The organism is Cryobacterium zongtaii (genome assembly GCF_002909375.1).
Classification (GTDB): domain Bacteria; phylum Actinomycetota; class Actinomycetes; order Actinomycetales; family Microbacteriaceae; genus Cryobacterium; species Cryobacterium zongtaii.
This window is the reverse complement of record NZ_PPXD01000001.1, coordinates 77,972-100,697: the sequence shown is the minus strand read 5'-3', so window position 1 is coordinate 100,697 and position 22,726 is coordinate 77,972. Positions and strand designations below refer to the sequence as shown.

Genomic DNA, 22,726 nt, shown 5'->3' with positions numbered 1-22,726 from the left:
GGTTACTTACCACTCTTTCCGGCCTTGCGGCGAACAATCTCGCCGGCGTAACGCACACCCTTACCCTTGTAGGGCTCAGGCTTGCGAATCTTACGGATGTTTGCGGCAACCTCACCGACGGCCTGCTTGTCGATACCGCTGACCGTGAGCTTGTTAACGCCCTCGACGGTCAGGGAGATACCAACGGGCGGCTCAATGAGGACCGGGTGCGAGAAGCCAAGGGCGAACTCAACGGAGGTGCCCTTCTGCGCAACGCGGTAACCGGTACCGACGATCTCGAGTCCCTTGGTGTAACCCACGGTGACGCCGATGATCTGGTTGGCGATCAGGGTACGGGTCAGTCCGTGCAGCGAACGCGAAGCGCGCTCGTCGTCGGGACGGGTGACCAGAACCTGGCCATCGGTGACCTGAACCTCGATGGGGTTGGCGACGGTGAGCGCGAGCTCACCCTTCGGACCCTTGACGCTAACGGCCTGGCCGTTAGCTTCGACCGTGACACCCGCGGGGATCTCGATCGGAAGTCTTCCAATACGTGACATTGTCGGCTACCACACGTAGGCGAGAACTTCTCCGCCTACGCCCTTCTTCTCAGCCTGGCGGTCGGTGAGCAGACCGCTGGAGGTGGACAGGATGGCAACGCCGAGGCCGCCGAGAACCGTGGGGATCTCAGTCGACTTTGCGTACACGCGCAGGCCGGGCTTGGAAACCCGCTTGATGCCGACGATGGAACGCTCGCGGTTGGGGCCGAACTTGAGGTTCAGCGTGAGGGTCTTTCCGACCTCTGCATCCTTGACATCCCAGGCAGAGATGTAACCCTGTGCCTTGAGGATGTCTGCGATGTGCGCCTTGAGCTTGCTGTGCGGCATCGACACTGTGTCGTGGTACGCCGAGTTAGCGTTGCGCAGTCTGGTCAGCATATCTGCGACCGGATCTGTCATTGTCATTTGTGGTGCCTTTCTCGCCTGGTTTCGTGCACCCGTTACACGGATGACGACCTGTGGTGGTGGAGGGGGCCGAACGGTTGTCCGGCCCCCGGGGTAAAGCTAGTTTAGGAGTTCTCGGCCGTCTTGAACGGGAAGCCGAGCGCCTTGAGCAGCGCGCGACCCTCGTCGTTGTTCTTGGCGGTCGTCACAACAGTGATGTCCATACCGCGAACACGGTCGATCCGGTCCTGGTCGATCTCGTGGAACATGACCTGCTCCGTGAGACCGAACGTGTAGTTGCCGGCGCCGTCGAACTGCTTGTCCGAGAGGCCGCGGAAGTCGCGGATACGGGGCAGGGCGAGGCTGAGCAGCCGGTCGAGGAACTCCCACATGCGGTCGCCACGAAGTGTGACGTGCGTGCCAATGGGCTGTCCTTCACGCAGTTTGAACTGCGCGATGGACTTGCGTGCCTTGGTGACCTGCGGCTTCTGGCCGGTGATCTTGGTGAGGTCGGCGACGGCGCCATCCATGATCTTGCCGTCGCGTGCTGCTTCGCCGACACCCATGTTGACGATGATCTTCGTCAGGTTGGGTACCTGGTGGACGTTGGTGAAACCCAGGTCCTTGGCGAGCTGCAGGGAGATCTCTTCGCGATACTTCTGCTTGAGACGCGGCAGAACGACGGGCTTTGCGCCCTCGGTTGCGATGTCAGTCATTAGAGGTCCTTACCTGACTTCTTGGCGTAACGAACGCGGACCGTCTTGGTGACGCCGTCCTTCGTTACCTCTTCGAGACGGAACCCGACCTTGGTCGGCTTCTTGGTCTCCGGGTCGACGAGCGCGACGTTGGAAGCGTGAATCGATGCTTCCACAGTCTCGATGCCGCCGGTCTTGGAGCCGCGCTGGGTCTGGCCGACGCGAACGTGCTTCTTGACGAAGTTGATTCCTTCGATCAGGACGCGGTTCTTCTCGACCTGTACCTCGAGCACACGACCCTGCTTGCCACGGTCTCCGCCGCGAGCCTGGGTGCGGCCGGTGATGACCTCTACGAGGTCACCCTTCTTGATTCTGGCCATGATTTAGATAACCTCCGGTGCCAACGAAATGATCTTCATGAACTTCTTGTCGCGGAGTTCGCGACCGACCGGTCCGAAGATACGGGTACCACGGGGGTCTCCGTCAGCCTTCAAGATCACTGCGGCGTTCTCATCGAACTTGATGTACGAGCCGTCTGGACGACGGGTCTGCTTTTTGACGCGAACGATGACGGCTTTGACGACGTCACCCTTCTTGACGTTGCCGCCCGGGATGGCGTCCTTGACGGTGGCGACGATAACGTCACCCAGTCCGGCGTAACGACGGCCGGAGCCACCGAGAACGCGGATCGTCAACAGGACCTTGGCACCGGTGTTGTCGGCAACTTTGAGTCGTGATTCTTGCTGAAGCACTTTCTAACTCCTTCTATCAAGTAAGCGCGAGGCTTACTTGGCCTTCTCGAGAATCTCGACCAGGCGGAAGCGCTTGGTAGCGCTCAGCGGGCGAGTTTCGCTGATCAGGACCAGGTCGCCGACGCCGGCGGTGTTCGCCTCGTCGTGAACCTTCAGCTTGGACGTACGGCGGATGACCTTGCCGTACAGGGGGTGCTTCACGCGGTCTTCGACCTCGACAACGATGGTCTTATCCATCTTGTCGCTGGTCACGTAACCACGCATCGTCTTGCGGTAGCCGCGCACGAGAGCCTCGGCGGGGACGACCGTTTCGTCAGTCTTCGCCATGATTAGGCCTCCTTCGTCTCGACGGCGTCAGCCTCGGGAGCATCCGTGGATGCGTCCTTGGCCTTGGCCTTCTTGGTCGTCTTCTTCTCAGCCTTGGCCGGAGCCTCGACTGCGACGGGAGTGGCACGAATGCCCAGCTCGCGCTCACGGAGAACCGTGTAGATGCGTGCAATGTCCCGCTTGACCGCGCGAAGGCGGCCGTGGCTTTCGAGCTGGCCGGTGGCCGACTGGAAGCGCAGGTTGAACAGCTCTTCCTTGGCCTTCTTCAGCTCGTCGAACAGTCGTTCGTTTTCAAAGGTGTCGAGCTCGACTGAGGCGAGCTCCTTGGATCCGATCGCCATTATGCGTCGCCCTCCTCGCGCTTGATGATGCGTGCCTTGAGGGGCAGCTTGTGAATTGCACGGGTGAGCGCTTCGCGAGCAACGGTGTCAGAGACACCGGAAAGCTCGAAGAGCACGCGGCCCGGCTTGACGTTCGCGACCCACCACTCGACCGAACCCTTACCGGAACCCATGCGGGTTTCGGCAGGCTTCTTGGTGAGCGGGCGGTCCGGGTAGATGTTGATCCAGACCTTGCCGCCACGCTTGATGTGACGCGTCATGGCGATACGAGCGGACTCGATCTGACGGTTGGTCACGTACGCGGGGGTGAGGGCCTGAATGCCATACTCGCCGAACGAAACAGTGGTACCACCGGTTGCGTGGCCGGTACGGCCGGGGTGGTGCTGCTTGCGGTGCTTAACTCTGCGGGGAATCAACATTATTTAGCCTCAACTCCTGCTGCAACCGGAGCCGCGCCCTCTGCGCGAGGCGCACGGCGGGGACGGTCGTCACGACGCTCGGGGCGGGACGACTTAGCGTTGGCCTGCTCACGAGCGAGTTCCTTGTTGGTGATGTCGCCCTTGTAGATCCAGACCTTCACGCCGATGCGGCCGAAGGTGGTCTTGGCTTCGTAGAAGCCGTAGTCGATGTTCGCGCGCAGGGTGTGCAGCGGCACACGGCCTTCGCGGTAGAACTCCGAACGGCTCATCTCAGCGCCACCGAGACGACCGGACACCTGGATGCGAACCCCCTTGGCGCCGGCGCGCTGGGCGCCCTGCAGGCCCTTACGCATCGCGCGGCGGAAAGCCACACGAGCGGAGAGCTGCTCTGCAATGCCCTGCGCGACGAGCTGTGCATCCTGCTCGGGGTTCTTGACCTCGAGGATGTTCAGCTGGATCTGCTTGGCGGTGAGCTTTTCAAGGTCGGACCGGATGCGCTCTGCTTCCGCGCCGCGACGACCGATCACGATGCCCGGACGGGCGGTGTGAATGTCGACACGGACACGATCGCGGGTGCGCTCGATCTCGATGCGGGACACGCCGGCGCGGTCGAGGCTGGTGCTCAACAGGCGGCGGATCTTGACGTCTTCAGCGACGAAGTCGCTGTAACGCTGGCCCGGCTTCGTGCTGTCAGAGAACCAACGCGACACGTGGTCGGTCGTGATTCCCAGACGGAAGCCATACGGGTTTACTTTCTGACCCATTACTTCGTACCCTCCTCAGGAGTGGCGAGCACAACAGTGATGTGGCTCGTACGCTTCTTGATCTGGAATGCGCGACCCTGTGCGCGGGCCTGGAAACGCTTGAGCGTCGTGCCCTCGTCGACGAATGCCTGGGAGATGAACAGATCCTGTTCGTCCAGGAACTCGTTCGCAGCATCGGCCTTGACCCGTGCGTTCGCGATGGCCGATTCGACCAGCTTGTACACGGGGTCGGACGCGCCCTGCGGCGCGAACTTGAGAATTCCCAGCGCTTCGTGCGCCTGCTTGCCACGAATCAGGTTGACAACGCGACGGGCCTTCTGGGCGGTAACGCGGATGTGACGCACGCGTGCGATCGACTCCACCATTTCTCCTCCTTCACGTCACCGCGTTAGCGGCGACGACCCTTCTTGTCATCCTTCACGTGACCACGGAAGGTGCGGGTGGGAGCAAACTCGCCGAGTTTGTGCCCAACCATGCTCTCGGTGACGAACACCGGGATGTGCTTGCGACCGTCGTGAACCGCGATGGTGTGCCCGAGCATGTCGGGGATGATCATCGAACGGCGCGACCAGGTCTTGATTACGTTCTTGCTTGAGGCTTCATTCGCCTTGACAACCTTGCGAAGCAGGTGGTCGTCAACGAAGGGGCCCTTCTTAAGACTTCTTGGCATCGTCTACTCCTACTTACGCTTCTTGCCGACGGTACGGCGACGAACAATGAGCTTGTCGCTTTCCTTGTTCGGGTGGCGGGTGCGCCCTTCCTTCTGGCCCCAGGGGCTGACGGGGTGACGTCCACCGGACGTCTTACCCTCACCACCACCGTGCGGGTGGTCGACCGGGTTCATGGCAACACCACGAACGGTCGGGCGAACGCCTTTCCAGCGCATCCGGCCGGCCTTGCCCCAGTTGATGTTCGACTGCTCGGCGTTGCCGACCTCACCGATCGTGGCGCGGCAGCGAGCGTCGACGTTACGGATTTCTCCGGACGGCAGGCGCAGCTGGGCGTAGATGCCATCCTTCGCGACCAGGCGAACCGACACTCCGGCGGAGCGGGCCAGCTTGGCGCCACCACCCGGACGGATCTCGATGGCGTGAATGATGGTACCGGTGGGGATGTTCTTCAGCGGCAGGTTGTTGCCGGGCTTGATGTCAGCACCGGCACCCGACTCGACGATGTCGCCCTGGTTCAGCTTGTTCGGCGCAATGATGTAGCGCTTGGAGCCGTCCATGAAGTGCAGCAGCGCGATGCGCGCCGTGCGGTTGGGGTCGTACTCGATGTGAGCGACCTTGGCGTTGACACCGTCTTTGTCGTTACGACGGAAGTCGATCACGCGGTACTGACGCTTGTGGCCACCACCGATGTGACGCGTCGTGATGCGACCCTGGTTGTTACGACCACCGGTCTTGGACAGCGGACGAAGCAGCGACTTCTCGGGCGTCGAACGGGTGATCTCTGCGAAGTCCGCAACAGATGAACCGCGACGACCGGGGGTCGTGGGCTTGTACTTACGAATAGCCATTTCTTATTCCTCTAGTCCTGGCCGCTTAGCCGACGGCCGTGAAGATGTCGATGGAACCGGACTTGAGCGTGACGATGGCACGCTTGGTGTCCTTGCGCTTACCCATGCCGAACTTGGTACGGCGAGTCTTGCCGATGCGGTTCATGGTGTTGATCGACGCAACCTCAACCTTGAAGATCTTCTCGATCGCCAGCTTGATTTCGGTCTTGTTCGAACGCGGGTCCACGATGAAGGTGTACTTGCCCTCGTCGATCAGGCCGTAGCTCTTTTCAGAGACGACCGGAGCGATGATGACGTCGCGGGGGTCCTTTTGAATCGGGGTAGCCATTATGCGGACACCTCTTCCTTCTTGGTCTTGTGCGCCACGAACGCGTCAAACGCGCCCTTGGTGAAGACGATGTCGTCAGAGACGAGAACGTCGTAGGCATTCAGCTGGTCCCACGACAGCACGTGCACCGTCGGGAGGTTGCGGATGCTGCGGAGAGTCATCTCGTCGGTGCGCTCGAGAACGACCAGCACGTGCTTGCTGCTGGCGATCTGGGTGAGCAGCGTGATGGCGCCCTTGGTGCTGGGCGTCTCGGACGAGAACAGCGCGGTCACCACGTGCAGACGGTCACCACGGGCGCGGTCAGAGAGTGAACCCTTGAGCGCGGCGGCAATCATCTTCTTCGGGGTGCGCTGGTCGTAGCTGCGCGGGGTCGGTCCGTGGACGATGCCACCACCGGTCATCTGAGGGGCGCGGATCGAGCCCTGACGAGCGCGACCGGTTCCCTTCTGCTTGAACGGCTTGCGGCCGGCACCGGAAACTTCTCCGCGGCTCTTTACCTTGTGCGTTCCCTGGCGTGCGGCAGCGAGCTGCGCGACAACAACCTGGTGAATCAGCGGGATGTTGGTCTGGACGTCGAAGATTTCGGCGGGCAGCTCAACGGAGCCGGCCTTCTTGCCGTTGGCATCGATGAGGTCGAGTGCGGTAGCCATAGGACTACGCTCCCTTCACTGCGGTGCGGACGAATACGAGGCGGCCCTTGGCGCCGGGAACGGCACCCTTGACCAGAATGAGGCCCTTGTCGGCGTCGATCGCGTGAACCTTGAGGTTCAGCACGGTCACGCGCTCGCCACCCATACGACCGGCCATGCGCATGCCCTTGAAGACACGGCTGGGGGTCGAGGAGGCACCGATGGAACCGGGCTTGCGGTGGTTGCGGTGCGAACCGTGCGAAGCGGAAACACCCTTGAAGTTGTGACGCTTCATAACGCCGGCGAAGCCCTTGCCCTTGGAAGTGCCCATGACGTCAACCTTGGTGCCGGCGACGAACACACCGTCAACGGTGAGCTCCTGGCCCAGGGTGTAGTCAGCGGCATCCGCGGTGCGGAGCTCGGTAACGTGGCGGCGCGGCGTGACGCCGGCCTTCTCGAAGTGTCCTGCGGACGGCTTGTTCACCTTGCGGGGGTCGATGGCGCCAGAGGCAATCTGGACGCCGGCGTAGCCGTCGATGTCCTTCGTGCGGATCTGGGTGACGACGTTCGGCGAGATCTCGACGACGGTAACGGGAACAAGCTTGTTGTTCTCGTCCCACACCTGAGTCATGCCGAGCTTCTTGCCGAGGAGGCCCTTGGTGGTCTTGGTATCTGCGTACGACATCGCGGGCCCTAGAGCTTGATCTCGATGTTGACGTCTGCCGGGAGGTCGAGACGCATGAGCGAGTCGACGGCCTTCGGCGTCGGGTCAATGATGTCGATCAGACGCTTGTGGGTGCGCATTTCAAAGTGCTCCCGGCTGTCCTTGTACTTGTGAGGGGAACGGATGACACACACCACGTTCTTCTCGGTCGGAAGCGGCACGGGGCCGACAACGGTTGCACCCGCACGGGTGACGGTGTCGACGATCTTGCGCGCCGAGATGTCGATGACCTCGTGGTCATACGACTTAAGTCGAATGCGGATTTTCTGTCCCGCCATGTCGAACTCTCTTTCTTGTCAAGGCTTCTTACATCCCGAGGGCTGCATTGGACGCCGTAGTAGCACTGCTGCTATCGCACCACTGTTCATCTGTCAATTTCGATCCGGCCGGGAATCCGACCATCTCGAGCCAACTCCCCCAGGCCGGGGCCTGGCGGATGACATGGTTTTACCCAAGCATCCAAGAAGTTAATTTAAGCTTCGTTCTGCTACCCGCGGCCTAACTCCGACCCTCAAGGGGCGAGCTATGCACTGCCTGGTAGTGATTCCGGTCTCGCGTGCAGCGCGATCCGAAAGTGTTGAACTAGAAGAGTCTGCCACAGGAATAGGTCATTGTGCAACCCGGGCGTGTCGCGTTGGGCGTGTCGCGCGATCCGCGTCGTTCCGCGGGAGTTCAGCTACGCCCCTCCGCTGCTCGAGCTGCTTGAGACCCCGGAAATTGAGGCAATCTCCAGCCGCCTAAGCCGCTCCTTTGGGAGTCACCACGGCACGCACCGTGCGGCACAGAATCCGTATGTCGGCCATGTTCTGGGCGTGATGCCAACGACAAAGTCGGTGTGCGGCCTTACAGAGTCGACGCTGAGGTAGATGTTACGGCCGGGGCCGCTACTTCGGGTCGGGAGTGCTGTCGCGGCCGGCGGTGCCGTCGTTGCGGCCGATGTGCTTGTCGGCCGCGTCGCGGGCACCCTGGATCTTGTCGGCGTGCTTGTTTCCGGTGACCTTGTTGGCCGCGGCAGCTGCGCCATCGATGACCTTGTCGGACATCTCCTCGCCCTTGTCGCTCTTGAGGAAGTCCTGGGCCTTGCGGGTGATGTCGTTGAGGTTCATGTGGGTCTCCGATCCTTGGGTGTGGTTACGAGGTTAGTTCGGGGTGCGGGGTCTCGACAAGCTCGACCAACGGAACGCGCTCAACCAGGGCAACGCGCTCGACCTGCGGCGGCCGGGGACGACAAAAGGGCCGGTCCCGAAGGACCGACCCTGTTGTTGTTGACTAGCTCAGCGAGTGAGCAGGTCTACTGAATTACTTGAGAACCTTGATGACGGTTCCGGCGCCGACGGTGCGGCCACCTTCACGAATAGCGAAGCCGAGGCCCTCTTCCATGGCGATCGGCTGAATCAGCGCGACAGTCATTTCCACGGTGTCGCCAGGCATGACCATCTCGGTGCCCTCGGGCAGCGTGATGACGCCGGTGACGTCCGTGGTGCGGAAGTAGAACTGCGGGCGGTAGTTCGCGTAGAACGGGTTGTGACGCCCACCCTCATCCTTTGACAGGATGTACGCGGTGCCCTCGAAGTCGGTGTGCGGCGTAACCGAACCCGGCTTGACGACAACCTGACCGCGCTCAACGTCTTCGCGCTTGGTGCCACGAAGAAGAAGACCACAGTTCTCGCCGGCCCATGCCTCGTCGAGCTGCTTGTGGAACATCTCGATACCAGTGACCGTGGTCTTGATGGTCGGGCGGATGCCGACAACCTCGACCTCGGAGTTGATCTTGAGGGTTCCACGCTCGGCGCGGCCGGTGACAACGGTTCCACGACCGGTGATCGTGAAGACGTCCTCGATCGGCATCAGGAAGGGCTTGTCCTTGTCGCGGACGGGCTCCGGGAAGTAGTCATCCACTGCCTGCATGAGCTCGAGGATCTTTGCAACCCACTTGGGGTCACCCTCGAGCGCCTTGAGGGCGGAAACCTGAACGACGGGGGCGTTGTCGCCATCGAAGCCCTGGCTGGAGAGCAGTTCACGAACCTCGAGCTCAACGAGCTCAAGGATCTCTTCGTCGTCGACCGCGTCGGACTTGTTCAGCGCGACGAGCAGGGACGGCACGCCGACCTGCTTGGCGAGAAGAACGTGCTCACGGGTCTGAGCCATCGGGCCGTCAGTAGCGGCAACCACGAGGATCGCGCCGTCCATCTGAGCAGCACCGGTGATCATGTTCTTGATGTAGTCAGCGTGGCCCGGAGCGTCAACGTGTGCGTAGTGACGCTTCTCGGTCTCGTACTCAACATGCGAGATGTTGATCGTGATGCCACGCTGGCGCTCTTCGGGAGCGGAGTCGATCGACGCGAAGTCGCGCTGAACGTTGGTCTTGGAAGGGAACGTGTCGGCAAGGACCTTCGAGATAGCTGCCGTCAGCGTGGTCTTTCCGTGGTCAACGTGACCGATCGTTCCGATGTTTACGTGCGGCTTGGTCCGCTCGAACTTGGCCTTGGCCACTGTGGGTCCTCCTCAGGACTCTCGGCTCCACCGGACGTTGGTTTACGCCCGGTGGAACTGCTGGATTTGTGTACTTATGTTACTCGGGCCAGGAGGCCTAAGCGATTCGGCCCGAAGGCCGGTGGGTTATTCGCCCTTGTTCTTCTGGATGATCTCGTCGGCAACAGCCTTCGGGACCTCCTGGTAGCTCTCGAAAGTCATCGAGTACACCGCGCGGCCCGAGGTCTTGGACCTCAGGTCGCCGATGTAACCGAACATCTCCGAAAGCGGAACGTGTGCGCGGATAACCTTCACGCCCTGTGCGTCCTCCATGGTCTGGATCTGGCCACGGCGAGAGTTGAGGTCTCCGATGACGTCACCCATGTATTCCTCAGGGGTGCGCACCTCGACGGCCATCAACGGCTCGAGAAGAACCGGGTTTGCCTTACGAACGGCTTCCTTGAAGCCCATCGATCCGGCAATCTTGAACGCCATCTCCGAGGAGTCGACGTCGTGAGCGGCACCGTCAAGCAGGCTCGCCTTGACGCCGACCATCGGGTAGCCGGCGAGCACACCCACGTTGAGGGCATCCTGGATTCCGGCGTCAACCGAAGGGATGTACTCACGCGGGATACGGCCACCGGTGACCTTGTTCACGAACTCGTACGACTTGTCGGCAGTGATTTCAAGCGGCTCGATCGCGAACTGAATCTTCGCGAACTGGCCGGATCCACCGGTCTGCTTCTTGTGCGTGTAGTCGTGACGCTCGACGGCCTTCTTGATCGTCTCGCGGTAAGCAACCTGGGGCTTGCCGACGTTCGCCTCAACGTTGAATTCACGCTTCATGCGGTCGACGAGGATGTCCAGGTGAAGCTCGCCCATTCCCTTGATGACCGTCTGACCAGTTTCCTGGTTCTGCTCGGTACGGAAAGTGGGGTCTTCTTCGGCCAGCTTCTGGATCGCGAGACCCAGCTTTTCCTGGTCCTGCTTGGTCTTCGGCTCGATGGCAACTTCGATAACCGGGTCGGGGAACGTCATCGACTCGAGTACGACCTGCTGGGCAGGGTCGCACAGGGTGTCGCCGGTGGTCGTGTCCTTGAGGCCGATGACCGCGTAGATGTGACCAGCGGTAACGAAACCGACCGGGTTCTCCTTGTTGGCGTGCATCTGGAAGATCTTCCCGATGCGCTCCTTCTTGCCCTTGGTGGAGTTAATGATCTGGGCGCCGGATTCGATGCGACCGGAGTAGACGCGCACGTAGGTGAGGCGACCGAAGAACGGGTGCACCGCAACCTTGAACGCCAGAGCCGCGAAGGGCTCGTCCGCGTTCGGGTGCAGCATGACAACCTTTTCTTCGTCGCGTGCGTCGTGCGCCTCAATGGCGGGAACGTCGAGCGGCGTCGGCAGGTAGTCGACAACGGCATCCAGCATCGGCTGCACACCACGGTTCTTGAACGCGGAACCGCAGAGGACCGGGTAGATCTCGCTGGCGACCGTGAGCTTGCGGATCGCGTGCTTGATCTCGGACACGGTGAGCTCTTCGCCGGAGAAGTACTTCTCCATGAGCTCGTCGTCGGTCTCGGCGACGGTCTCGAGGAGCAGCTTGCGGTATTCCGCAGCCTTCTCGACGAGGTCGGCGGGGATCTCTTCGATGGCGTACTTGGAGCCCATCTCGACGTCACCCTTGGAGTCGCCGCGCCAGGTCAGCGCGCGCATCTCGACGAGGTCAACGACCCCTTCGAAGTTCGACTCTTCACCGATCGGCAGCTGGATGACCAGCGGCTTGGCGCCGAGGCGCTTGATGATGGTGTCGACGGTGTAGTAGAAGTCGGCGCCGAGCTTGTCCATCTTGTTGACGAAACAAATGCGGGGCACGTCGTACTTGTCGGCCTGGCGCCAGACGGTTTCGGACTGGGGCTCAACGCCCTCCTTGCCGTCGAACACGGCGACAGCGCCATCGAGGACGCGGAGCGAACGCTCCACCTCGACGGTGAAGTCCACGTGGCCGGGGGTGTCGATGATGTTGATCTGGTTGCCGGCCCAGAAGCACGTCGTAGCAGCGGACGTGATCGTGATGCCTCGTTCCTGCTCCTGTGCCATCCAGTCCATCGTGGAGGCGCCATCGTGCGTCTCACCGATCTTGTGGTTCACACCCGTGTAAAACAGGATGCGCTCGGTCGTGGTGGTCTTGCCGGCATCAATGTGGGCCATGATGCCGATGTTGCGGACCTTGCTCAGGTCGGTGAGCACGTCAAGTGCCACGGGTGTCCTCCGGAAGTTTTGTGATAGATGAGGTTGAACAGGCCTTGCGCCGGTCGAGCTTGCCGAGACCGTGGTCCCGGCAGGCTCGACCGGCGTGGACGACTACCAGCGGTAGTGAGCGAAAGCCTTGTTCGCTTCAGCCATCTTGTGAGTGTCCTCACGACGCTTCACAGCGGCGCCGAGGCCGTTGGACGCGTCGAGGATCTCGTTGGTGAGACGCTCGGTCATGGTCTTCTCGCGACGCGCCTTGGCGTAGCTGGTCAACCAACGCAGCGCGAGAGTGTTCGCACGGTGCGGCTTGACTTCGACGGGCACCTGGTAGGTGGAACCACCGACGCGGCGCGAACGCACCTCGAGGGTCGGGCGCACGTTGTCGAGTGCCTTCTTCAGCGTGACAACAGCATCCGCACCGTTCTTGGCAACGACGCCTTCGAGTGCATCGTAGACGATGCGCTCGGCGAGGCCCTTTTTGCCGTCGAGGAGGATCTTGTTGACCAGCTGGCTAACAATGGGGGCGCCGTATACCGGGTCAGCGATAACGGGACGCTTGGGCGCTGGGCCTTTACGAGGCATTACTTCTTCTCCATCTTGGCGCCGTAGCGGCTACGAGCCTGCTTGCGGTTCTTGACTGCCTGGGTGTCCAGGGCGCCACGAACGATCTTGTAACGAACACCGGGGAGGTCCTTAACACGACCACCGCGAACGAGCACCATCGAGTGCTCCTGCAGGTTGTGGCCTTCACCGGGGATGTAGGCGGTGACCTCGGTACCGTTGGACAGCTTGACGCGAGCAACCTTGCGGAGAGCCGAGTTCGGCTTCTTCGGGGTGGTCGTGTACACACGCGTGCAAACGCCGCGCTGCTGGGGGTTGGACTTCAGGGCGGGAGCCTTGGTCTTGGTGACCTTGGGGCTGCGTCCCTTTCGCACCAACTGCTGAATGGTGGGCACTAATAACTCCTTGTTTTTGCTGCACGGTGACAGCTGACTGATGTCAAAGCATTCGAATCGCACTTCTCAGTACTCATCGAGTTCATCTGGACCCTCCGGACATCACGGAATTACTTCCGGTCGTTCTGGTGGGTATGCCGTGGGGGCCGCTCGGAGAGCAAACCCTGTTTGCGTGGAGTGTCGGGGCGTCTGAAGTGCAACCCGATGTCAGACAACGAAGCGGCATAACTGAAGCGCACGACAAAGCGCACACCGGATAATTCTAAACCCCGCCGGGGTGGTGGGTCAAGCGAGCCCCGTCGGTCGAGCCTGTCGCGACCCCGCAAGCCGATCTGCTCACGTACTGTGCGGGTCCAGCGTGCTGCCCAGATCGGCCAGCAGCGCCTGCACCTGCGGTTCCACGAACGCGGCGATGGCCTGCTGCAGCTCGGCGCGGTGCCCGCGCAGGTCGGCGCAGACCCGCTTGCCCACCAGGGTGGCGTAGTCATCCGCCAGCCGCATCTCCACCCGCAGGCCCGCCTTTTCCTCGATGCTCAGCGGCGGCGGCACGAGCTCGGGATCGTCGGCGGTGAGGGGCTGTACGAACTCTTCGAAGGTGAACAGGTACGGAGAGCCCGGCTCGGCGGGCGGGTCGAGGTCGATGCCGTCGAACTCCGGCTCGAGGCCCTCTAGTGGCCGGTACGCCTGCGCGGCACGGCGCAGTTCGATAAGGCCAAGCTCGCGGTTGAGGAGCGGCAGGCTTTGCGCGGTGTACGTCTCCACCTCGTCGTCGACGAGCGTCTTCATACGCATTGAGAGCGGATGCTGCACGGCGTGAGGCACATCGGTGTCGAGTCCGGCGGCGCGCAGCACCGGGGAGCCGAAGCAGTGTTGGCAGAGTCTGGAGCGTGCCCGGTGCGTGCCGGGCCTCCACCGCGGAACCCAACGCAACCAGGCCTCGACCTCGCGGTCGACCCGCGACTCGATGGATGCATCCATGGCTGTCAAGTTTAGTCGCTGCCGGCCCCGGAGTCACCAGGTTTCGACAAGCTCAACCAGCGGACCGGGCCCGGCGGGCTGATTAGCCGAAGTAGCGGTCGGGGCGGTGGTTCATGGCGATGATCATGTTGAGGATGACCGCACCCACCACCGAGAGCAGCACCATCGGCAACGGCAGCGTCGCGAAAGCGGCGAGCACGATGAGCACGTCGACGACGAGCTGCACGTAGCCGGCGCGCCATCCGCGGCTCTTCTGCAGGTACAACGCGAGGATGTTGACCCCGCCCAGGCTGGCCTGGTGCCTGAACAACACGATGAGACCGATGCCGGCCAACAGACTGCCCAGCAGCGTGGCGTAGATCGGCTCAATGTGCCGAATCTCCAGCAGCAGCGGGTGCACCTCGGAGAAGACCGAGACCAGCACCACGGCGACGAGGGTCTTCACTGTGAAGCGCCAGCCCATCCGCCAGATCGCCAGCGCGAAGAATGGCAGGTTGACCAGTACGAACCACACACCGAACGACCAGCTGGTGACGTAGCTGGCCAGCAGCGCGATACCGGCGGTGCCGCCGGTGGCCACCCCGACCTCTTTGAGCAGGTACAGCCCGAACGAGACGGCGAAGGTGCCGATGAACAGCGCCACCACGTTCTCGAACCGGGAGTGCGGCACCCGCTGCGGACGCTCGGACGGGTCGACGATGGGTACAGAACCGGTGCGCGTCACGCGCGCGGCTCGGGGGTGAAAATGGCACAAGTCATTACGCCATGGTATCGAGCCGTGGGGTCAGCCCAGCGCGGCCGGCTTCTCCGGCACCGGGCCGGGCCAGGGACCGTACCGGTCGGCCATCTCGTCCATGGAAACGGCGAGGGTGGGGCCGGTCATGCCCGTCCAGCCGAGGGCAGCTGCGGCCGGAGCCAGGTCCAGTGCCGAATCCCCGTCCCGGAACGCCACGGCCGCCGTGGTGGTGGGTTGCTCAACGGTTGCGGACCAGGCCATGGCGAGCGTGTAGTCCAGCAGGGCGGGCACGTCCCCCGGGTAACCGGCCTCGAGGTTGAGCCCGACGGTCAGTTCCAGTTGGTTGGGCAGCCCCACCGGCCCGGTCGACACAAACGCGGCGCTCACTCCGGGCAGCTGGCCCAGCTCGTCGGTGACCTGCGCCGTCGTCCGGCTGTCGGATGCCGGGTCGTTCGGTGACGTGGACGCGGGCTGGCCGGACCGGCCGACGGCGACGCATCCGCCCAGCGTTACCGCAGTCAGGGTTGCGACGACGAGCAGAGCCGTTCGGCGGGTCGTCAACGATCGGTGCTGGCCGTTCATGGTTGGCGTTGCGCTCCGTAGTCGGTGGTTTCGGATACGACCGCACCGGTTTCGGTGTTGGTTGTGGTGGTCGTGGTGATGTGGGTTTCGGGGTCGGTGATCATTGTCACTTCGAGCTTGTCGCCCGCGTCCGGGAAGTACCCCGCCGCGGAGTCGGTCCACGCGGCGATGCTGGGATCGGAGGAGCCCTCGACCTCGCCGGCCGTGATCGCGTACCGTTCGGCGTTGTGGGCGCCCTGTTCGCCGGCGATACCGACCGGCACACCGTTGTCGCCCGGCAGCGACGGGGCAGGCGCCTGCACGGTGGTCCAGTTCGCGGCGTCCGGGTTGTTGTGGCCGTCGAGCTTGGCCACCGGGTCTTCGTCGAATTCGAGCGAGAGCACCTGCACGTCGCTGGGGATGTCGAAGTTGGCGACGGGTGAGCCCCCGGTGACGACATGGGTGAAGTTGTAGTTCAGGCTCGGGTCGGCCGCCATCTGCCCGGCGACGATGCCGCCCAGGCTGAAGCCCTGGATCATCACGGGATTCTCGTTGGTGATGCCGGCCTCCCGCATCGCCGCATCCACGGCGCTGGAGAGCGCCGTCTGCTGGGCCAGCATGGCGTGGGTGTCTGCGGTGACGTCGTTCGGGGTGCTGCCGGCGGCCGGGTCCCACACCTGGGTGCTGGGCACCTGCACGATGAAACTCGGCGGGTTGCCGGGCACCTCGGTGATTCGGATGCGCGCCAGCGCGTCCTCGTCGCCCGTGGCGGAGGTGTCGTACTTGTCGATCTGCGCCGACCCGGCGAACAGTCCCTCGAGGCTGGTGGGGGTGGCGACATCCGGACCGATGATTTCCGGCGGGTTGATCAGGTCGTCGCGGGTGAGCAGCGGGCCGTCCTCGAAGAGGCCGGCCTTGTTGCCGCCGCCGATGATGGCCTGCAGGGCCTGTTCGTAGCTGGTGGGCGGCCACGGCACCCCGGTGAGTGCCGTCAACGCCAGCCGGGTGCGAACCGGACCGAGGACCAGTGCGAGCGGCAGGGTAAGACCGGCGAGGAGCCCCGGGGCGCCCTGTGCGATCAGGTCGACCGCCCAGGCGTTCTCCCCCGCCAGCTCGTTGAGCTGGGCCAGCTGGTCGGCGAGAGTGCCGGCCACGGTCTCCTGAGCCTCGTCGGAGTCGTAGGCGTCGACGGTGTTCACTGCCAGGCTGCCCAGGAAGACGCCGGGCAGGGCGAGTTTCCACGGGTCGGCCAGGGTCTCGTTTAGGCCCTCACCGAGCGACTCGAGCGCTTCGCCGCCGTACCCGGCCACGTAGACCAGGGCCACATCGGCGGCGGCCACGGCGGCGAGGCCCACGGCCAGCGGCACGGCCATCACCCCGATGAAGAAGGTCGTGGTGTTCGCGGCCGCGTCGGCCAGGATCGACAGGCTACGGTCAACGGCTTCGTAGGCATCCACGGCGCCGGCCAGGAACACCGCGGTGACGCCGGCCTCGGTGGCGAAGAGCAGCATCTGGCCGGTGGCGAACACGATCTGCTGCTCGGCGGCCGCCGCGGTGATCGGCGAGAGGACGGCGGAGGCCAGCAGGTCGCCGTCCACTGCGATGCCGGCCGCGGTGAGGGCCTGGTCCACGAGCTGCTGGGCCATCGCGGCGAGGTGCCCGGATTCGGTGCGCATGTCGTCGAGGTTCGCGCCGATGCCGCCCGCTCCCCCGGACACGGTGAACGTGGGCTCAGCCACGGAGCACCCCGAGCAGCGAGCCGATGGCGGTGGTGACCTGGCCGGTGATCGCGGCCGGGCCGGTGGTCTCGATGCGCACCCGGCTGGAGTCGACGAAGTCGACGGTGGACTCGATGCGACCCACCAGTGGGGTGTCCGCGCTCATCTGGAACCAGCCGGCCGCGCTGCGGAACCAGTGCACGGCGAGGCTGTCGCCGGTGAGGGAGGTCGCCGCGACGCTGTAGCCGGCGTCGATGCCGAACGCGGGCCCTTCGAGGACTTGTTCGGCCTGCGGCAGCCCCACCGTGAGCGCGGCGGCGTGGATGATCTCGGGGTTGCCGGTGCGGATGGCGCCGATCATGCCCTGCGCCAGGGTGAGCGGCAGCACGACGGCGGCGGCGGACCTGCCGTGCGGGGGTCTTGGCCTCTTTTTCGGTTCGAGGCGCACGAGCGAGCGCAGCGTTTCGCCGATCAGGGCCGAAACGGGGAACGCGGAAAGTTCCACGGCATCCTCGTTGGCGGGATGGCCGCCGTGGTCGTCCAGTCGTTGGCCGCGCACCAGGGAGGCGGCGAAGCCGGCGCGCACGGCGATGGTTTGCACGATGGTGCGGCCGCCGCCCCAGGAGTGCACGGCCAGGAGCAGGGCGGGTTCGGTGAACAGGCCGAGGAAGCCGAGCACGGCCGGGTGCACCCGGGCCGCGAAGGTGTCGGAGTGGGTGTCGATGGGTGCTGCGGTGGGGGTGTCGGTGGGCGCCGCCCGCAGCAGGCCCTGGTCGATGAGACCGAGTTCGGCGACGAGCATCCGTTCGGCGCGTTCGATCTCGGGCACCTCGGCGGCCCAATCGGAGTAGAACTCGGCCGGCAGAGTGAGGTCGGGGCAGCGGCTCTGCAGCAGGTGCAGCTGGTCGGCGGTGAGGCCGAACCGTGCAGGCGTGGTCGGGGAGATGGGCGCGGTGGAGAAAGCCATTGTTACCAGCCCCGTCGGTGGAAGGTGTCGGCCAGGTCGAGCCAGCCGGGCGAGCCCGGTGTCGGCAGTTCCCGCACCGTGCGGATGAGTTCGTCGGCTTCGCTCACGAGCGCGCGGGGCACCTCGGTGCCAAAGAACTCGAAGACGTTCTCGGCGCCCTCGGTGATCACCTCGACGGTGTTTCCCACCAGCCGGGCGGCGTCGTTCCAGCGCTCGGAAATCCACTGTTCCGCTTCGACGATGGCCTGTTTCACGGCTTCGACCGAGCGGATGTGGGCGTCGATCGCGTCAGCCGCCTCGTCGAGCGATGTGGCGGAGGCGTCGAGGTTGTTGGCCCGCTGACCGAGCTGTTCGATGAAGGTCGCCGCGGCGGACGATACCCAGGTGGTTCCCACGGCCGAGCGCAGCGTGGTGGCGCGGGTGCGGGTGTCCTCCGCCAGGGCGCGCAGCTCGGTGGACTGCCGGCCGAGTGCCGCCATATCGCCGTACATGCGGTCTCCCTGGGGTTGGCTGCTCGGTGTGGGGCTTGTGGCTTGGGGTGGTGCGGATTGACCAAAGGCGTGACCGGAATCCGGTCACGCCTTTGCTCTGAAGAAGCGGAATTAGCCGCCGATGCCGCGGGCGAGCTCGCTGTCGACGTTCTCCAGGGCGGTGGCCGCCCGGGTGAGGAACTCCGACATGCCCTGGAGGCCGTTGACGGCCTCGGTGGTGCCCTTGGTGAACTGCTCGTACGAGGTGTGGAAGGCGCCCGACGCGGCGTCGGTGACGAAGCCACCGGCGACGAGGTTGTTGACCAGGCTCTGCAGCTGGGACAGCTTGGCGGTGAGGTCGTCCTTGCCAGCGATCAGGCTGCGCGACGCATCGTTCATTTCGCCGTAAGTTACGTTCATATTCGCCATGAGTTACTGCTCCTCTTATTAGTAGTTCGGGGCCAACCCCCAAAGGCCGACCGACTACGTACAACCTAACGAACCCAGGTCGCAATGCGGAATGGGCAGCACTCCCCATGCTCTCCCCCGCCGCTGGCCGACCGGGTCGAACGAGGTGAGACGCATCCGTCGGTAAAGGCGGAGTTTTTCGGGAAGCGCCGTGCTGTGCGCCACGACACGCCGACCCCGGCCGAGGATCTCCGCCTTTACGTTCGACGGCCAACGGACGGCGCGAGGTGAAGACCCGGGTTAGGAGTAGGACTCGCCCGCGCCCAGGGGCTCGCCGGCACGCCAGTAGTTCACCGCGAGCAGCAGGCCGGCCGCCAGCAGGGCCAGGCCGATAGCCAGGGTGGCGATGAAGAACGGGGTGTCGTCGAAGCCGAGGGCGATCCAGCACAGCCCCACGAAGGCCCCGCCGAGTCCGGCCAGCCACAGGTCGAAGCGCCAGCGGAAGGTGACCCAGCGCCAGAGACCCTTACCGGCGCTGCCATCAACGGCCTCCGGGTGCCGCGCAACACGCGCGGTGTAGACGACCTTCTTGATCAGCGACACCACGATCGCCGCGAACAGCGCCGCGGCCAGACCGCCGTACGCGGCCAACAGCATCCATACCGCCGAGGAGTTCTCATCCTTCAGACCCGCCGGCCAGGCGGTACCGCCGATGAGGTTGCGCAGCGGAATCACCACGAGCAGCACCCACGCGGCCAACGGCAGCAGTGCCCACGCCGCGTGCAGGCCCAGCGGCAGCGGTTTGTACTTGGCGGTGTGGGAGCCGCCCCGCCAAAAGGTGGTGTCGCGTTCGGCGATCACGCCGCGTCGGCGCAGGTAACCCGGAATGAGGAAGCACACGGCGACGATCAGCAGCATGGCCGGGACCGCGGTCATGGCGGAGAGCACCGAGAGCTCCCGCTCGACGAAACCGAACTCGGCCCGGTACGACAGGTTCTGCTCGTTGATTCGGGCTAACGCGTCGGACTGCAAGGTGGAGATACCGACCACGGTGATGAGGAGCATCACCACCGCCGCGATGGCGAACACCACCCCGGTCGAGAGCAGGAACAGTCCGCGGGCGTTGCGACCGGTCGTGGCTTCGGGCGTGGTGGTGCTCTGGGTCATAGGGTCTCGGCCTTCCAGGTGATCGAATCAACGATCGCGTCGAACAGTTCGGTGAAGAGGTCGGCATCGTCGACCATGGGCGCGGAGATCGTGATGCGCAGCAAATCGTCGGTCTGCGGCCTCGGCAGCCAATAGGTGGCCCGCAGCGACGGCACCGTTTCCTCGCCCACCCGCTGCCGGGCGCTTTCGGCCTGCCGGGCCACCAGGCCGCTGCGCTGCTCGAGCACCACAGCATCGGGCACCATGGCCCGCAGACGGTCGGCCGGGTCCAAATCTGCGGATGCCGATATCGGCCAGGTCTCCACAGTGGTGATCATCGCGGCGGGAAACGGCACGCCGGGCAAAAGTTCCATCGACAGAGCGAACGAAATGGCGCCGGCATCCCGGGCCTGCTGGGCCGTCTTCACGAACTCGTCGCGGGTCTGCCGGCGCAGTCGGGCCGCACGGTCACCGCCGCCGACCTGTTTCTTCACCAGGGCCACGATGCGCTTGGTCATGGCCACTTCGTCTTGCAACGGGATGACCGCCCAGGTCCCGGGCAGGATGATCGAAAAGGTCTGGTCAGGGCTGACTACCTTGCGGGTCACGCGGTCGCCTCCAGTTCGATGCGCAGGGCCGCGACAACCTCTTCGGTCTGTCGGGGCATGTTGACGAACGCGCCGACACTCTCGGCGGAGAAGACCAGCTGCACCATCTGCGCGGCACCGGGCGGGAAGACGGCGAAGACCGTGCGTTCCTCAATGACGGCTTCGTCGTCGCCCGGGTTGCGCAGGGCGATGAGGTTGTGCGCGGCGACGAACGGACCGGCCGCGACCTCACCCTGCCAGGTGGTGACGCTCAGGTATTCGATGCCGGGTGTACGGCGGCCCTCGTCGGCGCGAAGCTCGGCGAGGTAGCTGTCAGCGGCCGCTTCCGCGGTGCCGGCGGGCAGGTCGGTGAGCTGGAAGGCCAGCGCGCTGGACGCCCGGCCCGTTTCGGGGTACGGGATCCAGACGGCACAGCTCATCCGCGGGTTGCCGCTGCCGATGAGCCGGATCTGCAGCGCTTCGAGCTGACTGCCGAGCGTGCGCCGGCTGCTTCCGGCCCCGGTCACCTCGGCGGCCAGGGTCTCACCCCAGAGCAGCTGTTCAGACCGGTCGAGCGGAACTGGATACCAGGTGGCCTCTGCATCAACGCTGAGGTCGACAATGTCCCTGGTGGAAGGCGAATTGCGAAATGTCATCGGTCTAGTCTCTCCCGAAGGTCTTCTCGACCTGGTGCACCAGAGGCGCGTACTCGCCGAGGAACGGGTCGATCGGGTTTTCCATCAGGCTCTGCACGGCCGTGACCGAGGTGTGCATCTGCACCACCGTGAGGGAGACACCCTGCACGACGAGCGGCGTATCGAGGATCTGCGGCGCCTTGCCGGCCATCCGGTAGAAGTCCATCAGGTCGTCGTTCAGGCTCAGCAGACTGGAGGGCGTGAAATCGTCGAGGGTCGGCAGGGCTTTCTTCGCCGCCTCCTTGAACATCTCCATCGCTTTGACGGGCGCGCCATCGGGAACCAGGTCCTTCTTGAAGGCCCCGAGCACCGAATCCTTGAACGGCTTGCTGACCACCTTCGCGGCGTCGTCGATGCTCATGAACGCCTTGCTGTGCCGGCCGACCCCACTGAGCTGGCGGGTCAACGCCGGGGCGCCGTCGAGCCTGGCGGCGGCCTTGGTGATCATCGAGGCACGCACGTACTTCGCGCCCACGGAGAAGATCTTGCCACCGAAGATCGACATCACCGCACCGACCGCGGCGCCGGCGACTGCCCACCAGCTGCCGTCGCCGTTCACGGCCGCGATGGTGGCCTCGATGAGTGTGAGCACCGCGCCGACGGCGGCGAGCACCATCAGCACCTGCCCGAGGATGGGCACCCAGGCCAGGAAGACGGCGAACACGCCGGCCCAGTCGCAGATGGTCTTGAGGATGTCGAGCGCCTTCGCGCCCCAGTCGTCCCACCAGGTGTCGTTGAGGTCCTGGCTCTTCTTGCCCTCGACGACCTCGAGGATGGCCGTGATCGCCGACTCGGCCGCCTGGTTCTTGATCGCGAGGGCCGAGTGCCATTCCGCCTGGGCCGCCTGCAGCGCCTGGCCGGCCGCCTCGGCGGCCTCCTCGGCCTTGTCGGCGGCGGCGGTGTCGGTGGCGCTGGACTCCGGGGTGGCGCTCTCGGCCGTGGCGGCGGTGCGGGTGGCCGTGCGACCGGCGGTGTCCGCGGCGGTTTCCTTGTCGCCGATGTGCGCGATGGCGGTGGTCGCGGCATCCTGCGCCAGGCGCAGCTGCGCCGAGTAGGTGATCAGGGCCTGAGCGGTGCCGGCGTACCTGTCCTTGGCCTTGCCGATGTCGTCGGCGACGTTGCCCGCCTCTTCGCGGATCGCGTCGATGGCTTTGGACGTCATGCCCTCCACCGACTTGATCGAGTTGAGGGTGGTCACCGACCGGGCGATGGCGTTGGCGATCTCGGCGTAGTGCTGCGCCTTGGAGCGCACCAGGTCGGGGTCACCCTCGAGGGCACGGAATTCGGTGTCGGTCATGATGATTCCTTCGGCAGGCTGCGGGAAGATCTCGGGGTGGCCGGGCGGGCGGACGGCATGG

32 protein-coding genes are annotated in these 22,726 nt (G+C 64.3%); all 32 read right to left on the bottom strand.

Going from position 1 to position 22,726, the window contains the following annotated elements:
• Window positions 1-2: 2 nt before the first annotated feature.
• Complete coding sequence (gene rplF / locus C3B61_RS00505) at window positions 3-539, bottom strand: 50S ribosomal protein L6 (protein WP_088457172.1); 537 nt, start codon at window positions 537-539, stop codon at window positions 3-5.
• Window positions 540-545: 6 nt separating this feature from the next.
• Complete coding sequence (rpsH, locus tag C3B61_RS00500; protein ID WP_066597609.1) at window positions 546-944, bottom strand: 30S ribosomal protein S8; 399 nt, start codon at window positions 942-944, stop codon at window positions 546-548.
• A gap of 104 nt (window positions 945-1,048) precedes the next feature.
• Entirely contained in the window at window positions 1,049-1,639 is a 591-nt protein-coding gene (gene rplE / locus C3B61_RS00495) for a 50S ribosomal protein L5 (RefSeq protein ID WP_088457173.1), read from the bottom strand.
• Window positions 1,639-1,998 carry a 50S ribosomal protein L24 gene (rplX, locus tag C3B61_RS00490; RefSeq protein WP_088457174.1) on the bottom strand — a complete coding sequence of 120 codons (360 nt, stop codon included), beginning with the start codon at window positions 1,996-1,998 and terminating at the stop codon, window positions 1,639-1,641. The genes rplE and rplX overlap by 1 nt, the downstream gene beginning before the upstream one ends.
• 3 nt (window positions 1,999-2,001) lie before the next feature.
• On the bottom strand, window positions 2,002-2,370 hold the full coding sequence (rplN, locus tag C3B61_RS00485) for a 50S ribosomal protein L14 (protein ID WP_066597616.1): 369 nt from the start codon (window positions 2,368-2,370) through the stop codon (window positions 2,002-2,004).
• Between the two features lie 33 nt (window positions 2,371-2,403).
• A complete protein-coding gene (rpsQ, locus tag C3B61_RS00480) occupies window positions 2,404-2,697 on the bottom strand; it encodes a 30S ribosomal protein S17 (RefSeq protein ID WP_088457175.1) in 294 nt (97 codons plus the stop codon).
• Between the two features lie 2 nt (window positions 2,698-2,699).
• Complete coding sequence (gene rpmC, locus C3B61_RS20150) at window positions 2,700-3,038, bottom strand: 50S ribosomal protein L29 (protein WP_066597620.1); 339 nt, start codon at window positions 3,036-3,038, stop codon at window positions 2,700-2,702.
• A complete protein-coding gene (gene rplP / locus C3B61_RS00470; RefSeq protein ID WP_066597622.1) occupies window positions 3,038-3,457 on the bottom strand; it encodes a 50S ribosomal protein L16 in 420 nt (139 codons plus the stop codon). The genes rpmC and rplP overlap by 1 nt, the downstream gene beginning before the upstream one ends.
• On the bottom strand, window positions 3,457-4,221 hold the full coding sequence (gene rpsC / locus C3B61_RS00465; protein ID WP_066597624.1) for a 30S ribosomal protein S3: 765 nt from the start codon (window positions 4,219-4,221) through the stop codon (window positions 3,457-3,459). The genes rplP and rpsC overlap by 1 nt, the downstream gene beginning before the upstream one ends.
• Entirely contained in the window at window positions 4,221-4,586 is a 366-nt protein-coding gene (rplV, locus tag C3B61_RS00460; RefSeq protein ID WP_066597626.1) for a 50S ribosomal protein L22, read from the bottom strand. Before rplV ends, rpsC begins: the two co-directional genes overlap by 1 nt.
• Before the next feature lie 23 nt (window positions 4,587-4,609).
• Window positions 4,610-4,891, bottom strand: a complete 282-nt coding sequence (gene rpsS / locus C3B61_RS00455) for a 30S ribosomal protein S19 (protein ID WP_066597628.1) — start codon at window positions 4,889-4,891, stop codon at window positions 4,610-4,612.
• Between the two features lie 9 nt (window positions 4,892-4,900).
• Complete coding sequence (gene rplB, locus C3B61_RS00450; protein ID WP_066597631.1) at window positions 4,901-5,740, bottom strand: 50S ribosomal protein L2; 840 nt, start codon at window positions 5,738-5,740, stop codon at window positions 4,901-4,903.
• Window positions 5,741-5,765: 25 nt separating this feature from the next.
• The gene (gene rplW, locus C3B61_RS00445) at window positions 5,766-6,068 is read right to left on the bottom strand and encodes a 50S ribosomal protein L23 (RefSeq protein ID WP_088457176.1); all 303 of its coding nucleotides are present in this window, start codon (window positions 6,066-6,068) and stop codon (window positions 5,766-5,768) included.
• Window positions 6,068-6,718, bottom strand: a complete 651-nt coding sequence (rplD, locus tag C3B61_RS00440) for a 50S ribosomal protein L4 (RefSeq protein WP_088457177.1) — start codon at window positions 6,716-6,718, stop codon at window positions 6,068-6,070. The genes rplW and rplD overlap by 1 nt, the downstream gene beginning before the upstream one ends.
• 4 nt (window positions 6,719-6,722) lie before the next feature.
• Entirely contained in the window at window positions 6,723-7,382 is a 660-nt protein-coding gene (rplC, locus tag C3B61_RS00435; protein WP_103459159.1) for a 50S ribosomal protein L3, read from the bottom strand.
• 8 nt (window positions 7,383-7,390) lie between these two features.
• Entirely contained in the window at window positions 7,391-7,699 is a 309-nt protein-coding gene (rpsJ, locus tag C3B61_RS00430; RefSeq protein WP_035834607.1) for a 30S ribosomal protein S10, read from the bottom strand.
• Between the two features lie 606 nt (window positions 7,700-8,305).
• The gene (locus C3B61_RS00425; protein ID WP_103459158.1) at window positions 8,306-8,527 is read right to left on the bottom strand and encodes an antitoxin; all 222 of its coding nucleotides are present in this window, start codon (window positions 8,525-8,527) and stop codon (window positions 8,306-8,308) included.
• Window positions 8,528-8,720: 193 nt separating this feature from the next.
• Window positions 8,721-9,914, bottom strand: coding sequence for an elongation factor Tu (tuf, locus tag C3B61_RS00420; RefSeq protein ID WP_088457194.1), 1,194 nt, complete (start codon window positions 9,912-9,914; stop codon window positions 8,721-8,723).
• A 126-nt stretch (window positions 9,915-10,040) separates the two neighbouring features.
• Complete coding sequence (gene fusA / locus C3B61_RS00415; protein WP_088457195.1) at window positions 10,041-12,155, bottom strand: elongation factor G; 2,115 nt, start codon at window positions 12,153-12,155, stop codon at window positions 10,041-10,043.
• A gap of 102 nt (window positions 12,156-12,257) precedes the next feature.
• The gene (rpsG, locus tag C3B61_RS00410; RefSeq protein ID WP_066597688.1) at window positions 12,258-12,728 is read right to left on the bottom strand and encodes a 30S ribosomal protein S7; all 471 of its coding nucleotides are present in this window, start codon (window positions 12,726-12,728) and stop codon (window positions 12,258-12,260) included.
• Window positions 12,728-13,102, bottom strand: a complete 375-nt coding sequence (gene rpsL / locus C3B61_RS00405; protein WP_055811472.1) for a 30S ribosomal protein S12 — start codon at window positions 13,100-13,102, stop codon at window positions 12,728-12,730. Before rpsL ends, rpsG begins: the two co-directional genes overlap by 1 nt.
• A 336-nt stretch (window positions 13,103-13,438) precedes the next feature.
• Window positions 13,439-14,080 (bottom strand): spermidine/putrescine ABC transporter substrate-binding protein, encoded by a 642-nt coding sequence (locus tag C3B61_RS00400; protein WP_103459157.1) that lies wholly within the window; start codon window positions 14,078-14,080, stop codon window positions 13,439-13,441.
• A gap of 82 nt (window positions 14,081-14,162) precedes the next feature.
• Window positions 14,163-14,804, bottom strand: coding sequence for a YitT family protein (locus tag C3B61_RS00395; protein ID WP_241990249.1), 642 nt, complete (start codon window positions 14,802-14,804; stop codon window positions 14,163-14,165).
• A 60-nt stretch (window positions 14,805-14,864) separates the two neighbouring features.
• Entirely contained in the window at window positions 14,865-15,377 is a 513-nt protein-coding gene (locus C3B61_RS00390; protein WP_133160202.1) for a hypothetical protein, read from the bottom strand.
• A gap of 17 nt (window positions 15,378-15,394) precedes the next feature.
• Window positions 15,395-17,116: a hypothetical protein gene (locus tag C3B61_RS19600; RefSeq protein ID WP_165787888.1), complete on the bottom strand. Its 1,722-nt coding sequence runs from the start codon at window positions 17,114-17,116 to the stop codon at window positions 15,395-15,397.
• Window positions 17,109-18,062: a hypothetical protein gene (locus tag C3B61_RS00380; RefSeq protein ID WP_103459155.1), complete on the bottom strand. Its 954-nt coding sequence runs from the start codon at window positions 18,060-18,062 to the stop codon at window positions 17,109-17,111. Before C3B61_RS00380 ends, C3B61_RS19600 begins: the two co-directional genes overlap by 8 nt.
• A 2-nt stretch (window positions 18,063-18,064) precedes the next feature.
• The gene (locus C3B61_RS00375) at window positions 18,065-18,553 is read right to left on the bottom strand and encodes a hypothetical protein (RefSeq protein ID WP_103459154.1); all 489 of its coding nucleotides are present in this window, start codon (window positions 18,551-18,553) and stop codon (window positions 18,065-18,067) included.
• A gap of 111 nt (window positions 18,554-18,664) precedes the next feature.
• Entirely contained in the window at window positions 18,665-18,961 is a 297-nt protein-coding gene (locus C3B61_RS00370; RefSeq protein WP_088457201.1) for a WXG100 family type VII secretion target, read from the bottom strand.
• Between the two features lie 279 nt (window positions 18,962-19,240).
• Entirely contained in the window at window positions 19,241-20,107 is an 867-nt protein-coding gene (locus tag C3B61_RS00365) for a hypothetical protein (RefSeq protein WP_103459153.1), read from the bottom strand.
• Window positions 20,104-20,694, bottom strand: a complete 591-nt coding sequence (locus C3B61_RS00360; RefSeq protein WP_103459152.1) for a hypothetical protein — start codon at window positions 20,692-20,694, stop codon at window positions 20,104-20,106. Before C3B61_RS00360 ends, C3B61_RS00365 begins: the two co-directional genes overlap by 4 nt.
• The gene (locus tag C3B61_RS00355) at window positions 20,691-21,329 is read right to left on the bottom strand and encodes a hypothetical protein (RefSeq protein WP_103459151.1); all 639 of its coding nucleotides are present in this window, start codon (window positions 21,327-21,329) and stop codon (window positions 20,691-20,693) included. Before C3B61_RS00355 ends, C3B61_RS00360 begins: the two co-directional genes overlap by 4 nt.
• Window positions 21,330-21,333: 4 nt before the next feature.
• Window positions 21,334-22,665, bottom strand: coding sequence for a hypothetical protein (locus tag C3B61_RS00350; RefSeq protein ID WP_103459150.1), 1,332 nt, complete (start codon window positions 22,663-22,665; stop codon window positions 21,334-21,336).
• Window positions 22,666-22,726 lie beyond the last annotated feature (61 nt).

Coding starts and splice junctions, on each gene's coding strand:
- rpsQ (WP_088457175.1), bottom strand. CDS start 2,697: ATGGCGAAGACTGACGAAACGGTCGTCCCCGCCGAGGCTCTCGTGCGC.
- rplC (WP_103459159.1), bottom strand. CDS start 7,382: ATGTCGTACGCAGATACCAAGACCACCAAGGGCCTCCTCGGCAAGAAG.
- rpsS (WP_066597628.1), bottom strand. CDS start 4,891: ATGCCAAGAAGTCTTAAGAAGGGCCCCTTCGTTGACGACCACCTGCTT.
- C3B61_RS00355 (WP_103459151.1), bottom strand. CDS start 21,329: ATGACATTTCGCAATTCGCCTTCCACCAGGGACATTGTCGACCTCAGC.
- rplP (WP_066597622.1), bottom strand. CDS start 3,457: ATGTTGATTCCCCGCAGAGTTAAGCACCGCAAGCAGCACCACCCCGGC.
- rplD (WP_088457177.1), bottom strand. CDS start 6,718: ATGGCTACCGCACTCGACCTCATCGATGCCAACGGCAAGAAGGCCGGC.
- rpsJ (WP_035834607.1), bottom strand. CDS start 7,699: ATGGCGGGACAGAAAATCCGCATTCGACTTAAGTCGTATGACCACGAG.
- C3B61_RS00400 (WP_103459157.1), bottom strand. CDS start 14,080: ATGGATGCATCCATCGAGTCGCGGGTCGACCGCGAGGTCGAGGCCTGG.
- rpsG (WP_066597688.1), bottom strand. CDS start 12,728: ATGCCTCGTAAAGGCCCAGCGCCCAAGCGTCCCGTTATCGCTGACCCG.
- rplW (WP_088457176.1), bottom strand. CDS start 6,068: ATGGCTACCCCGATTCAAAAGGACCCCCGCGACGTCATCATCGCTCCG.
- C3B61_RS00425 (WP_103459158.1), bottom strand. CDS start 8,527: ATGAACCTCAACGACATCACCCGCAAGGCCCAGGACTTCCTCAAGAGC.
- rplE (WP_088457173.1), bottom strand. CDS start 1,639: ATGACTGACATCGCAACCGAGGGCGCAAAGCCCGTCGTTCTGCCGCGT.
- rplX (WP_088457174.1), bottom strand. CDS start 1,998: ATGGCCAGAATCAAGAAGGGTGACCTCGTAGAGGTCATCACCGGCCGC.
- rplB (WP_066597631.1), bottom strand. CDS start 5,740: ATGGCTATTCGTAAGTACAAGCCCACGACCCCCGGTCGTCGCGGTTCA.
- C3B61_RS00365 (WP_103459153.1), bottom strand. CDS start 20,107: ATGACCCAGAGCACCACCACGCCCGAAGCCACGACCGGTCGCAACGCC.
- C3B61_RS00350 (WP_103459150.1), bottom strand. CDS start 22,665: ATGACCGACACCGAATTCCGTGCCCTCGAGGGTGACCCCGACCTGGTG.
- rpsH (WP_066597609.1), bottom strand. CDS start 944: ATGACAATGACAGATCCGGTCGCAGATATGCTGACCAGACTGCGCAAC.
- C3B61_RS00375 (WP_103459154.1), bottom strand. CDS start 18,553: ATGTACGGCGATATGGCGGCACTCGGCCGGCAGTCCACCGAGCTGCGC.
- rplV (WP_066597626.1), bottom strand. CDS start 4,586: ATGGTGGAGTCGATCGCACGCGTGCGTCACATCCGCGTTACCGCCCAG.
- rpsC (WP_066597624.1), bottom strand. CDS start 4,221: ATGGGTCAGAAAGTAAACCCGTATGGCTTCCGTCTGGGAATCACGACC.
- rplF (WP_088457172.1), bottom strand. CDS start 539: ATGTCACGTATTGGAAGACTTCCGATCGAGATCCCCGCGGGTGTCACG.
- rpmC (WP_066597620.1), bottom strand. CDS start 3,038: ATGGCGATCGGATCCAAGGAGCTCGCCTCAGTCGAGCTCGACACCTTT.
- C3B61_RS00380 (WP_103459155.1), bottom strand. CDS start 18,062: ATGGCTTTCTCCACCGCGCCCATCTCCCCGACCACGCCTGCACGGTTC.
- C3B61_RS00370 (WP_088457201.1), bottom strand. CDS start 18,961: ATGGCGAATATGAACGTAACTTACGGCGAAATGAACGATGCGTCGCGC.